This window comes from Geodermatophilus sp. SYSU D00079, assembly GCF_054050635.1.
In genome coordinates this window covers 100,580-112,626 of the sequence record NZ_JBJGZS010000015.1, presented here as the reverse complement: position 1 = coordinate 112,626, position 12,047 = coordinate 100,580, and the positions used below count along the sequence as shown (strand labels likewise).

At 77.6% G+C, this 12,047-nt stretch carries 12 protein-coding genes and 1 rRNA gene; 10 read left to right on the top strand and 3 right to left on the bottom strand.

The genetic code is table 11. The features are described from left to right. Window positions 1-2: 2 nt before the first annotated feature. The 3 genes from rrf (at window position 3) to ACI79E_RS14010 (ending at window position 2,586) form a co-directional block, all read left to right on the top strand. Window positions 3-119: ribosomal RNA gene (rrf, locus tag ACI79E_RS14020) — 5S ribosomal RNA — on the top strand. 1,096 nt (window positions 120-1,215) lie between these two features. Continuing rightward, window positions 1,216-2,130, top strand: coding sequence for a tetratricopeptide repeat protein (locus ACI79E_RS14015; RefSeq protein WP_456933165.1), 915 nt, complete (start codon window positions 1,216-1,218; stop codon window positions 2,128-2,130). 99 nt (window positions 2,131-2,229) lie between these two features. Beyond that, entirely contained in the window at window positions 2,230-2,586 is a 357-nt protein-coding gene (locus tag ACI79E_RS14010) for a single-stranded DNA-binding protein (protein ID WP_456933164.1), read from the top strand. Between the two features lie 5 nt (window positions 2,587-2,591). Here the strand turns inward: ACI79E_RS14010 and ACI79E_RS14005 are convergent, their stop codons facing one another. Beyond that, window positions 2,592-3,800: a DUF1015 domain-containing protein gene (locus ACI79E_RS14005; protein WP_456933163.1), complete on the bottom strand. Its 1,209-nt coding sequence runs from the start codon at window positions 3,798-3,800 to the stop codon at window positions 2,592-2,594. Between the two features lie 213 nt (window positions 3,801-4,013). Between ACI79E_RS14005 and ACI79E_RS14000 the strand changes: the two genes are divergently transcribed. Further along, the gene (locus ACI79E_RS14000) at window positions 4,014-4,409 is read left to right on the top strand and encodes a tetratricopeptide repeat protein (protein WP_456933162.1); all 396 of its coding nucleotides are present in this window, start codon (window positions 4,014-4,016) and stop codon (window positions 4,407-4,409) included. Continuing rightward, window positions 4,406-5,488 (top strand): HAD-IIA family hydrolase, encoded by a 1,083-nt coding sequence (locus tag ACI79E_RS13995; RefSeq protein ID WP_456933161.1) that lies wholly within the window; start codon window positions 4,406-4,408, stop codon window positions 5,486-5,488. Before ACI79E_RS14000 ends, ACI79E_RS13995 begins: the two co-directional genes overlap by 4 nt. Before the next feature lie 32 nt (window positions 5,489-5,520). On the opposite strand, the gene ACI79E_RS13990 is transcribed toward ACI79E_RS13995, so the two are convergent. Then, window positions 5,521-5,838: an alkyl sulfatase C-terminal domain-containing protein gene (locus tag ACI79E_RS13990; protein ID WP_456933160.1), complete on the bottom strand. Its 318-nt coding sequence runs from the start codon at window positions 5,836-5,838 to the stop codon at window positions 5,521-5,523. A gap of 215 nt (window positions 5,839-6,053) precedes the next feature. Here ACI79E_RS13990 and ACI79E_RS13985 point away from each other — a divergent pair, with 215 nt between their 5' ends. The 5 genes from ACI79E_RS13985 (at window position 6,054) to ACI79E_RS13965 (ending at window position 10,951) form a co-directional block, all read left to right on the top strand. Then, the gene (locus tag ACI79E_RS13985; protein WP_456933159.1) at window positions 6,054-6,335 is read left to right on the top strand and encodes a hypothetical protein; all 282 of its coding nucleotides are present in this window, start codon (window positions 6,054-6,056) and stop codon (window positions 6,333-6,335) included. Beyond that, a complete protein-coding gene (locus tag ACI79E_RS13980; RefSeq protein WP_456933158.1) occupies window positions 6,335-7,132 on the top strand; it encodes a TlyA family RNA methyltransferase in 798 nt (265 codons plus the stop codon). Before ACI79E_RS13985 ends, ACI79E_RS13980 begins: the two co-directional genes overlap by 1 nt. Before the next feature lie 43 nt (window positions 7,133-7,175). Further along, window positions 7,176-8,210, top strand: coding sequence for an NAD kinase (locus tag ACI79E_RS13975; RefSeq protein WP_456933157.1), 1,035 nt, complete (start codon window positions 7,176-7,178; stop codon window positions 8,208-8,210). Then, on the top strand, window positions 8,185-10,062 hold the full coding sequence (recN, locus tag ACI79E_RS13970) for a DNA repair protein RecN (protein ID WP_456933156.1): 1,878 nt from the start codon (window positions 8,185-8,187) through the stop codon (window positions 10,060-10,062). The genes ACI79E_RS13975 and recN overlap by 26 nt, the downstream gene beginning before the upstream one ends. Before the next feature lie 172 nt (window positions 10,063-10,234). Continuing rightward, window positions 10,235-10,951, top strand: a complete 717-nt coding sequence (locus ACI79E_RS13965; protein ID WP_456933155.1) for a methyltransferase — start codon at window positions 10,235-10,237, stop codon at window positions 10,949-10,951. Window positions 10,952-11,006: 55 nt separating this feature from the next. Here ACI79E_RS13965 and ACI79E_RS13960 read toward each other — a convergent pair whose 3' ends face one another. Then, the gene (locus tag ACI79E_RS13960) at window positions 11,007-11,900 is read right to left on the bottom strand and encodes a TetR/AcrR family transcriptional regulator (RefSeq protein WP_456933154.1); all 894 of its coding nucleotides are present in this window, start codon (window positions 11,898-11,900) and stop codon (window positions 11,007-11,009) included. Window positions 11,901-12,047: the final 147 nt, after the last annotated feature.

Below are 12,047 nucleotides of genomic sequence, written 5' to 3'. Positions count from 1 at the left end.
GTTACGGCGGCCATGGCGAGAGGGAAACGCCCGGTCTCATTCCGAACCCGGAAGCTAAGCCTCTCAGCGCCGATGGTACTGCCCTGGAGACGGGGTGGGAGAGTAGGACGCCGCCGGACAACCATTCACGGAACGGGGGTCAGAGCCACGTGCTCTGGCCCCCGTTCTCGTGCGTCCGGCCCCATCTCCGCCAGCACCTGCGCGTGCCGGACCGATCATCGAGGTAGGCACACACCCATGACTTCACCGCGTCGAGGCGCCGGGGGCACCGGCGGACAAAGCGGATCCCGAGGCGGCCGCAGCGGCGGTTCGCCGCGGCCCCAGGGAGCCGGCGGTCAGCGCGGCGGCGGGTCCGCCGGCGGACGGGGCTCCTGGCAGGGCCGACGCCCCAGCGGAGGCGGCTCGGGCGGCCCGCGTCACGGCGGTTGGCAGGAGCGTCGTCCCGAGGACGACCGCGGGGGACAGGACCGCCAGCAGTGGCGCGATCGTCCTGCCGGCGACCGATCCGCGGGCGCACCCGCTGACCGCGGGCAACGCAGCGGAGCCCGGGGCGACTGGCGGGACCGCCGTCCGGACGACCGTGGTCGTGGCGGCCGGCCGCACGGCGACCGCCCCGACCGTGCGACCTCGCCCCGGGGCGACTGGCGCGACCGTCGTCCCGAGGGTGGGCGGCCGCAGCGTCCCGCCGGCACCCGCGGCGACTGGCAGGAGCGCCGTCCCGAGGGTGGCCGGCCGGACCGGTCCGGCTCCCCTCGAGGCGACTGGCGCGACCGTCGTCCCGAGGGTGGGCGGCCGCAGCGTCCCGCCGGCACCCGCGGCGACTGGCAGGAGCGCCGTCCCGAGCGGGATCGGGCGCAGCGTCCCGACGCGGCCCGCAGCGACTGGCGGGACCGCCGTCCCGACTCCGACCGTCCGCGCGGTGACCGCCCCCAGTGGGCCGACCGCCCGCGGCGTCCGGCAGGCGACGGTCCGCGCTCGGAGCGACCGCAGCGTCCCTCCGGCGACGCGCCGCGGCATGGTCGCGCCCACGGGGGCGCGGGCGCCCAAGGTGCTCGTCCGGAGCGGTCCGGAGGCGGCTGGCAGGAGCGTCGTCCCGAGCGGTCGGCCGGCGGCGCCGGGCGCGGGAACTGGTCGGACCGGCGTCCGGACGGTGACCGCCGTGGGCGGTCGGACAGCCGCCGGGCCCCGGCGGGAGCCCAGGAGCGGACGCCGCCGGTGCCCGCCGGCCCCGCCCTCCCCGACTGGGCGGACGCGCGGGACCTCGACCCGGCGGTCCGGCAGGCCCTGCGAGGCCTGGAGTCGCGCAACGCCGAGCGCGTCGCCCGGCACCTCGTGGCGGCCGGCACGCTGGTCGACGAGCAGCCGGAGGAGGCGCTGGCCCACGCCCGTGCGGCGCGGGACCGGGCCTCCCGCATCGCGGTCGTCCGGGAGGCCGTGGGGGTCGCGGCCTACCACGCCGGCGACTACGCCGAGGCCGCGCGGGAGCTGCGCGCCTACCGGCGCATGACCGGGGACGAGGGGTACCGCGCCGTCCTCGCCGACTGCGAACGGGCGCTCGGCCGCCCCGAGGTGGCGCTGCGGCTGGTGCGCGAGGCGCTGGCCGAGAACCCGGACGCGGACGAGACCGTCGAGCTGCGCCTGGTCGAGGCCGGTGCCCGTCAGGACCTCGGCGAGCTGCCCGCCGCGCGGCTGGTCCTGGAGGCCGCCCTCGGTGGCCGGCCCCGCCCGGACGCCGTCGACCTCACCGACCCCACCACCCTGCGGCTGGCCGAGGCCTACGCGCAGCTGCTCGCCGCGGCTGGCGCCGACGCCTCGGCGGCGGAGTGGGCGGCGGCCGTCGCGGCGCACGCCCCCGAGGAGCCCGACGTGGAGTTCTCCGAGGAGGAGCTGCCCGAGCCCGCCGTCGAGGAGCCCGCCGACGAGGCGACGTCCGCGGAGGATGCGGTGGACCTCGAGGACGGCGCGGCGGACCAGCTCCCCGTCGCAGGGGCCACCCCCGTCCCAGCGGGCGACGAGCTCTCGGCTCCTCCGACCGACGAGGACGAGCTGGACCTCTCGGAGGACATCGAGGCCGAGGTCGCCGAGCTCCTGGGCGAGATCGAGCCGCCGGGGGACGACGCCCCGCGCTGAGCACCGACACCCCGACGGTCCCCGTCCACACCCGCGGCCCGCGTCCACAGACCGGGCGGCAGGGTGGGGCGGGGGCCGTCCGGCGGTCAGGCTCCCGTCATGAGCGTGGCTGTCATCGACCGGAACGACGTGGTGCTCCGTGGGCGGCTCTCCGCCCCCGCGGAGCTGAGGTCCCTCCCCAGCGGCGACACGCTGGTCACCTTCCGGCTGGTCGTGCGCCGGCCCGAGCCCCGGGTGCGGGGGCAGTCCGTCGACGTCCTCACCTGCGTCACCTACGACCGCGGGCTGCAGCGCCGGGTGGCGGCCTGGGAGGCCGGTGACGTCGTGGAGGTGGAGGGGGCGCTGCAGCGCCGCTTCTGGCGCACCCCGAACGGCACGGCCTCGGTCTGCGAGGTCAACTGCCGGCGGGGCCGGAAGGTCCCCCGCGCCTCGGGGGCAGCGGTCGCGACGGCGTGAGCGGGTCAGTCGGGATGCGGGCGCAGGACCAGCCCCGTGCGCGGCTTGGGCACGAACAGGGTGGACTTGCGCGGCATGCGTGCACCCGCCCGGGCCACCGCGGCGACGTCGACCGGCGACGGCCCCCGGAGGAGGAGCGCGACGCCGTGCCGGGCCACCGCGCCGGCCAGTGCCTCCTCCACCGTGTGTGCCACCAGCACCGAGCCCGGGTCGTCGGGCCGACCCCACAACCCCTGCACGAGGCCGTGGTGCGCCAGTACGACGTCCAGGCCCCGCCAGGCGGGGGGCGCCTCGGAGGGCACGGCCGCGCGCACCTGCGCCGACGGGTCGGCCAGCCGCACCAGCCGGGCCCCGTCGCTGAGCAGGAGTCCCCGCTCGACGGGGTCGGCCAGCCAGCGCCGCACGGCAGCGGCCAGGTCGCCCGAGGTGGCGATCGGGACGTCGGCCACGGCGAAGCCGCGCCGGGCGGTGGTCAGCGCTTCGTCGAGGTGCAGGTCGGGCACCACGCGGTGGATGGCGTGCACCCGCAGCCCGCCCGGTCCCATCGGGGTGAGCAGCGCCAGCACGGCGTGCGCACCCGGGTCCTGGGGCCGGCTGCGGGCGTGGGCCTGCGCCGCGGCGAAGCGGTGGTGACCGTCGGCGATGACCGCGCCGGTGCGGGCGAGCGCCGCGACCAGTCGGGCGACGAGGTCCGGCTCGGTCACGCGCCACAGGCGGTGCTGCACCCCGTCGGCGTCGGCCACGACCAGGTCCGGCTCGGCCGTGCGCGCGGCGTCGGTGAGCACGGGGACCTCGGGGTCGGGGTCGTGGGCGAGCACGATCGGCTCCAGGTCGGTGCCGGTGGCCGCGAGGAGTGCGCGGCGCCCCTCGACCGCGACGGGGTAGGTGTCCTCGTGCGGCAGCACCGCCCGCGAGCCGGCCGGCGGCAGGCTGACCGCTGCGAGCCAGCCGACGGTGGCCGGGGTGCCGTCTGCGGGGCGCATCTCGTAGACCCACAGGGCCGGGGCGGCGTCCCGGGTGAGGACGCCGGCGGTCTCCCACTCGCGGAGGGTCCGCGCGGCCTGCTCCGCCGACCGGGTGGCGGCGTCGTCCGCGGCGCCGCCGGGTACCGGTGGCACGTGGGGGAGGATGAGCCGGACGACGTTGTGCGGGTCGGCCGCGGCCAGGCGTTCCCGTCCCTCCGCGGTCACCAGGTCGTAGGCTGGCGAGCTCACCCGGGCCAGATGCCCGGGGTCACGTCGCCGGTAGGTCAGGGCGCGGAAGGGCCGGACCTCCAGCCCCGTCGCAGTGGGGGGCGGGGCGTCCGCCGACGACGAGGGCACGAGGGGAATCGTAGGAGCGCGCTGCTCCGGTGCGCCGTCCCGGCCGGTCCCGGCAGGGGGCCGGGGCGCGGGCCGGCGCCGGGCAGCGGGACCGAGGGGGCAGGCGTGGCGGACGTGGGGGCTCCCGAGGGGGACGTCTACGACTGGTACCAGCGCGGGCTGCAGCTGCTGGCCAACCGTGACCCGGCGGCAGCGGCGACGCTGCTCGGCCGGGCGGTCGAGGCCGAGCCCGGGTCCCGCAGCCTGCTGGAGGCGCTGGCGCGGGCGCAGTACGACGCAGGTCGCTACCAGGAGGCGATCGGCACCTTCGGCCAGCTGATCGCCGGCAACCCCACCGACGACTACGCCCAGTTCGGGCTGGGCCTGGCGGCCAGCCGGGCCGGCGACCTGGAACTGGCCGCCGAGCACCTCGCCCTCGCCGTCGCGATGCGCCCCGACCTCGGGCACTACACGCGGGCCCTGCGCGGGGTCCGCGCCCGCCGGACCGGGGGGACGGCGTGACCGGCGCCCCGCCGTCACTGGTGGCCGGCTGCTCGCAGCCGCTGACCACCGTCTACGACGTGGCGCTGCTGGACCTCGACGGGGTCGTCTACGTCGGCCCCGATGCCGTGCCCGGGGTGCCCGCGGCGCTGGCCCGCGCCCGCGCCGACGGCATGCGCCTGGGGTTCGTCACGAACAACGCCGCACGCACGCCGGAGGACGTCGCCCGACACCTGTCCGACCTCGGCATCCCGGCGACCGCCGGCGACGTGATCACCAGCTCGCAGGCGGCGGCGTCCGTCGTCGCCGAGCGGCTGGGCCCCGGCGCGCGGGTGCTGCCGGTCGGCGGTCCCGGCGTCCCGGCGGCGCTCGTGGCCGCGGGGCTGACCGTCGTGGAACGGGCCGAGGACGAGCCCGCGGCCGTCGTCCAGGGGTACGGCCGCGAGGTGGGGTGGGCGCAGCTGGCCGAGGCCGTCGTCGCGATCCGCAACGGCGCTGAGCACGTGGCCACCAACACCGACGCCACGATCCCCTCGCCGCGCGGGCCGCTGCCCGGCAACGGCGCGATGGTGGGCGTGGTCAGCGCCGTCACCGGCCGCCCCCCGCTGGTGACCGGCAAGCCGGATCCGGCCATGCACGCCGAGTGCGTGCGCCGGACCGCGGCCCGGCGTCCCCTCGTCGTCGGCGACCGGCTGGACACCGACATCGAGGGCGGCCGGCGCGCGGGCGCCGCCAGCCTGCTCGTCTTCAGCGGGGTCACCGATCCGGCGGCCCTGCTCGCCGCCCCACCGCACCAGCGGCCGGACCTGCTGGCCCTCGACGCCTCCGGCGTGCTCACCGCCCACCCGCCGGTCGCCGCGGCCGGTGCGGGCCGGCGCTGCGGCGACTGGGTGGCCCGGCCGGTGGGGGAGAGCGGCCGGCTGGAACTGGCCTGCGCCACCCGGGAGACCGACGGGGGCGACGGCCTCGACGGGTTGCGGGCGCTGTGCGTCGCGCACTGGACGGTGCACCCGGACGACGCGGCTCCGCTGGACGTGCAGGCGGCCGACGACGACGCCGCCGCGGCGCTGGCGCGCTGGTTCCCGGGCCGGCTCCCGTGACCGGGGGACCGGTGTGCCGGCCCGACCGCGCGTCAGAGCATCTTGCGCAGCCGCAGCATGTCCCGCAGCCCGGCCTCCAGCTTCACCCGCCCGGTCGCCCAGGCCGGGGCGAAGGACAGCCGGCCGTCGGTGAGTGCCACCAGGTCGTCGCTGGTCATCGTGAACCGGATGTCGGCCTTCTCCAGGGACTGGTCCTCCGGTTCGGCCCGCAGCTCGTGCACCGCACCGCGGGACAGCCGGCCGCGGACGACCTGCCCGAGGTCGGGCAGCCGGCAGGACAGACTGCGGTCGAGCCCCTCCGCGGCCGGGTTGGCCGCGAGGTTCCCGAGGATGTCCGTGAGGGCGGTCATGCACTGCTCCATCGTGGCCACGCGGGCGTGCCTCCATCGCGCGAGGGGACCGGGTGGGCGAACGCCGTCCGCCCGTCCACGCCCCGTGCCCGTCGTCCCCGGCCGGTAACCTCGCAGGCCGGGACGCACCGCCGGTCGGCGCCGGCCGGTGGGGGCCGTCCATCGCGGTGGTGCAGCTGCGCACCGCGCACACCCACCCATCCGAGAGGCGAGCGATGACCGAGCCGAGCCGACCGCGACCGGTGCCCGGCCCGCCGCGTCCCGGCCCGCGTCCGGCGCCGGTCCCGGGCCCGCCCGCCCCGGCCGGGGCGACCGTCCCGGCACCGGTCACCGGCCCGCCCGCGGCCCAGCCGGGTCCGGGCGGCCCGGCGGTCGAGGACGCCGGGACCGGGGTCTTCGCCGACCTCGCCGAGCGGCCGCTGGCCGAGCACGTGGCCGTCTTCGAGGCCGAGCACGCCCGGCTGCAGCGCGAGCTCGCCACGATCGACCAGCTCTGATGGTCCGCCGCAGCCGGCTCGACGCCGAGCTCGTGCGACGCGGGCTGGCCCGCTCCCGGGAGCACGCCGTCGCGCTGATCACCGAGGGCCGGGTGGCCGTGTCCGGGCGCGCCGCCACGAAGCCGGCCACCGCGGTGGACCCCAACACCCCGGTCGTGGTCCGCACCGACCCCGACGCGCCCACCTGGGTGTCGCGTGGGGCGCACAAGCTGCTGGGCGCCCTGGAGGCCTTCCCCGTACCGGTGGAGGGCCGGCGCGCACTGGACGCCGGCGCCTCGACCGGTGGCTTCACCGAGGTGCTCCTGCGCGGCGGCGCCCGGGAGGTCGTCGCCGTCGACGTCGGCTACGGCGAGCTGGCGTGGTCGCTGCGCACCGACGACCGGGTCACCGTGCTCGAGCGCACCAACGTGCGGTCACTGACCCCCGAGCAGATAGGCGGGCCGGTCGACCTCGTCGTGGCCGACCTGTCCTTCATCTCCCTGCGCCTGGTGCTGCCCGCGCTGACCGCCTGCGCAACGGCGGCCGCCGACCTCCTGCCCATGGTCAAGCCGCAGTTCGAGGTGGGGCGGGAACGGCTCGGCGCCGGAGGTGTGGTGCGCGACCCGGCCCACCGTCAGGACGCCGTCCTCACGGTCGCCCGCGCCGCCGCCGACCTCGGGTGGGGCACCGCCGGGGTGGTCGCCAGCCCGCTGCCCGGGCCGGCCGGCAACGTCGAGTTCTTCCTGTGGCTGCGCCGGGACGCCGGGCCGCCGCGGGAGGAGGACGTGCGCCGCGCCGTCGAGGAAGGACCATCGTGAACCAGCGGCCCAGCCCGCCCACCGGCGCCACCGAGGAGGAAGCGTGAGCGAGGTCAGTCCCGCACTGTGGGCGCCCAGCGGGAGCAGGCACGTCCTGCTCACCGTGCACACCGGCCGGCAGGACATCGTGGAGCTGGCCCGCAGCTCCGCAGCCCGCCTGGCCAAGGCCGGCATCACCGTGCGGCTGCTCGAGGAGGAGGCGACCGACCTCGGCATCGAGGGCGCGCACGTGGTCCCCGCCGACGCCGAGGCCGCCCGTGGCGCGGAGATCGTCATGGTCTTCGGCGGGGACGGCACGTTCCTGCGCGCCGCGGAGCTGGCCCACCACAGCAACGCCGCCCTCATGGGGGTCAACCTCGGCCGGGTCGGGTTCCTCGCCGAGACCGAGCCCGAGGCGGTGGAGGAGACGCTCACCGCGATCGAGCGCTGCGAGTACTCGGTGGAGAAGCGGCTGGCCATCGAGGTCGACGTGCTCGACGGCAACGGCGCGGTGGTGGGCGGCACCTGGGCGCTCAACGAGGCGTCGGTGGAGAAGATGGAGCGCTCCCGGGTGCTCGACGTCGTCCTCGCCATCGACGGCCGGCCGCTGACCAGCTTCGGGTGCGACGGGGTCCTCTTCTCCACGCCCACCGGCTCGACCGCCTACGCCTTCTCCGCCGGCGGCCCCGTCGTCTGGCCGGACGTCGAGGCGATGCTCGTGGTGCCCTCCAACGCCCACGCGCTGTTCTCCCGGCCGCTGGTCACCTCACCGGACTCCGTGCTGAGCGTGGCCATCCCCGCCGACGGCAACCGGGCGCGGGTCTCCGCCGACGGGCGCCGGGTGCTCGAGGTCCCCGAGGGCGGCCGGGTCGACGTGCGCCGGGCCGCCCGGCCGGTGCGGATCGCCCGCGTGCACAAGGCCACCTTCGGCGACCGGCTGGTGGCCAAGTTCGGTCTGCCCGTGCGCGGCTTCCGGGACGCGCGGACGCACGACCCGGGCCACGAGCTCACCCCCACCCGCAACGTCCTGACCCGCGGCATCGTCAGCGGGGACACCCGGGAGGAGGGCCGCGGTGGCGGCACGGACGACGACGCGTGAACCCCGCCGGAAGCCGACGCCGGCCGCGACGGGCGACCAGGCCCGGGACGCAACCGCCCCGGGCGGCCGCGCCGCCCGTCCCGGCGCGGCGGCGGACGCGCCGGCGTCGGCCGCCCGCGGCCGGCTGACCGAGCTGCGCATCCGCGGTCTCGGCGCCATCGACGACGTCACCCTCGAGCTGGGCGACGGCCTCACCGTGGTCACCGGCGAGACCGGGGCCGGCAAGACGATGGTCGTCACCGGCCTCACCCTGCTCTTCGGCGGGCGTGCCGACCCGGGCCGGGTGCGCGCCAACGGCCGCGCCGGGGTCGAGGGGCGGCTGACCCTGCCCGCGGACTCCCCGGTGTGGGAGCGGGCCGCCGACGCCGGCGCGGACCCCGACGACGACGGCAGCCTCATCCTCGCCCGCACCGTCAGCGCCGAGGGCCGGTCGCGGGCACACCTCGGTGGGCGCAGCGTGCCGGTGGGCGTGGTCGCCGAGATGGCCGAGGGGCTGCTGGCGGTGCACGGGCAGAGCGACCAGTTGCGGCTGTCCCGCCCCGCCGAGCAGCGGCGCGCCCTGGACCGCTACGCCGGCCCGGCGCACCTGGAGCTGCTCGACCGCTACCGGGCCGCCTACGCCTCCTGGCGGGAGCTGGCGGCCGACCTGGACCGGCGCCGCGGACAGGCCCGCGAACTGGCGCAGGCCGCCGACGTGCTCCGCCACGGCCTGGAGGAGATCGAGGCGGTCGGTCCGCAGCCGGGCGAGGACGAGGAGCTCGACGCGCAGGCGCGGCGGCTCAGCGACGCCGACGCGCTGCGTGCCGCCGCCGACGAGGCCCGCACGGCCCTGGTGGGTGACGTGACCGGCGACCTCGGCGCCGAGGACCTGCCGCAGGACGCCACCGCCGCGCTGGCCATCGCTGAGCGGGCCCTGGCCGCCTCCGACGACCCCACGCTGGTGCTGCTGGCCAGGGACCTCGCCGACGCCGTGGCCGTGGTCTCCGACGTCTCCGGCCAGCTGGCCACCTACGTCGCCGACCTCGACGCCGACCCGGCGCGCCTGGCCGAGGTCCTCGACCGCCGGGCCGCGCTGACCGCGCTGGTCCGCAAGTACGCCGACGTCGGAGAGGGCGTGCACGGCGTGCTGGCCTGGGCCGAGGACGCCCGCGGCCGCCTGGCCGAGCTCGACGTCTCCGACGAGGCGCTCGAGGCGCTCGAGGCCGCCCGTGACACCGCCCGTGCCGAGCTCGCCGACCTGGGCGCGCAGGTCTCGGCGGGGCGCCGGGCGGCCGCCGAGGGGTTCGCCGCCGAGGTGGGCCGGGAGCTGGCCGGCCTGGCGATGAAGAGCGCCCGCGTCTCCTTCTCGATCGACACCGACCCCGACGCGCCCGGTCCCGAGGGCATCGACGAGGTCGCGCTCCTCATGGCCGCCCACCCCGGGGCCCCGCCGCGTCCGGTGCACAAGGGTGCCTCGGGCGGTGAGCTCTCCCGCGTCATGCTCGCCATCGAGGTCGTGTTCGCGGGCGCGGACCCGGTCCCGGTCATGGTCTTCGACGAGGTCGACGCCGGTGTCGGCGGGCAGGCGGCCGGCGAGATCGGCCGGCGGCTGGCCCGGCTGGCGCGCCAGCACCAGGTCGTCGTCGTCACGCACCTGGCGCAGGTCGCCGCGTTCGCCGACACCCACCTCGTCGTGGACAAGTCGCCGGACACCGGCGCGGGCGTCACCGCCACCGACATCCGCGCCGTGGACGGCGAGGACCGGGTGCGCGAGCTGGCGCGGATGCTGTCCGGGCTCACCGACAGCGACACCGGCCAGGCGCACGCCCGTGAGCTCCTGGCCGTGGCCGCGGACGCCCGCGCCGCCACCTGAGCGGACCGCCGCCCGGATCCACCCGGTCGGGTGGTCGTCGTGGCGCCCGCGGACCCGGCCGGGGGACCGCAGGCGTGGGCGGGCCCCGGGCGGGGTAGGCGTCGATCGTGCGCAACCGATGCCAGGTCAGAGTCGACCACGCCGGCACCCGCCCGAGCGGCGGTTCGGCCCGGTGAGCTGTTTCTCCTCCGCCGACGAGTCAGCGCACTACGGGTTCTCCGTCTGCATGCTGCTGCAGCACTACCGCGAGCAGCTGGGCTGGGCGGAGGAGGGTGTGGTCGAGCTCGGCACCGGTGACGCGACCGCCATCGCCGACGTCGTGGCCGGGCTGCCGGAGCTGCGGGTGCGCAGCTTCGACATCAGCGCCCCGTCGGTCGAGCAGGCGCGGGAGAACATCGCCGCCCGCGGCGTGGCCGACCGCTACACCGTGGAGCTCGGCGACTTCTTCGACGCGGCGGACTCCGCCGGATCGCCCGCGGTGTCCACGGTGATCGCCAACCCGCCCTACATCCCCGCGCCCGACCGCGACATCCTCATGCCCGAGCTGTGGGGCGGGGTGCACGGCAACGACCTGGTGCTGCAGCTGCTCAAGGCCGGCTACCGCAACGTCCTCGTCGCCGTGCCCAGCTACTCCGACCCCGGCAGCACCGTGGCCACGGCCGGCGACCTCGGTTACCGGGTGGCCAACTTCCTGGCCATGGGGCTGGACTACGGGCCCTACAGCGGGGAGCCCAAGGTGCGCGACCACATCCGGCGGATGTGCGCCGAGGGCCGCGGCTGGACCGGGGACGACGAGTACATGGTCGCCGTCGCCCTGTTCACCCAGGACCCCGCCATCCCCGGCGACCGGTCCACCCAGCTCCTGCGGGCCCTGCAGATCGCGGTCTGAGCAGCGGGGGCCGCAGGCCCCGGCGAGGAGGACCGGGACACGGCGGCCCGCTGCCTCACCGCCGCTTGGCGTACCCCGCCAGGCCGAACTGCAGCAGGGCCAGCCCGCGCTCGCCGCGGGCCCGCAGCTCGGCGGTGAGCTCCGGGCCGGTCACCCCGGCGAGCACGCGGTCGCGGGCCAGTTCCAGCAGCGCCGCGTAGAGGCCCAGCACCGAGTGGGCGGCCAGCCACGGGGCGAGCTCGCCGGACTCGGCGTGGGTCTCCTCGGCGATCAGCTCGGCCAGCGCCGTGGTCAGCTGGCCCAGGATCTCCCGCTCCCGGACCTGCAGCGTGTGGCTGCCCCGGATGATCCCGGCCATCTCCGCCACGCCGGCCGCCGCCTCCGGCGCGCCCAGCCCGCTCATGGCCCGGACGACGAAGGTGCCCGCCGCCGCCGTCACCGACTCCCCGGCCGGCCGGGTGCGCACCGCGTCGAGCAGGGCGGCCCGCATCGGCGGATCGGCCTCGAAGACCAGGCCCTCCTTGACCGGGAAGTGGTTGAACACCGTCTTCTCGACCACGCCGGCGCGCTGGGCGATCTCCACGACGCTGACCGCGTCGAAGCCCCGTTCGGCGAACAGCTCGGCGGCGGCGTCGACGATGGCCGCGCGGGTCTGCTGCCGGCGGCGCTCCCGCAGCCCCGGCCCGCGCAGCGCCCGCCGGCTGCGGCGCCCGCCGCGCGCCGGATCGGCCGGGGCGGGCGCCGGTGTGCTCGGGGGAGCGGGCGCGGTGGCCCCGGGCAGCGGAGGCGGCGTGGCGTCGGCGTCGTCGGCCGCGGTGGGCTCCTCGTCCGCCGTCCGGTCGCCGGGTCCGGTCCCGACGTCGGAGGAGGGGGCGTCGTCGGGCAGCACGCCGTCCACCAGCACGTGGTCCTCGGAGCCCTGGCCGACCGTGTGCGCCCCTCGTGTCACCTGCCCAACGCTAGACAGCGGACCTGGACGCCGCGGCGGGTCGGTCGGTGATCCTGCGCCCGGCGTGTCGCGTTCCCCGTGGTGTCGCTCACGTAACGTGACGGACCGGTCGCCCCTGCGCGTCGGACGACGGCGCGCCGGAGCCTC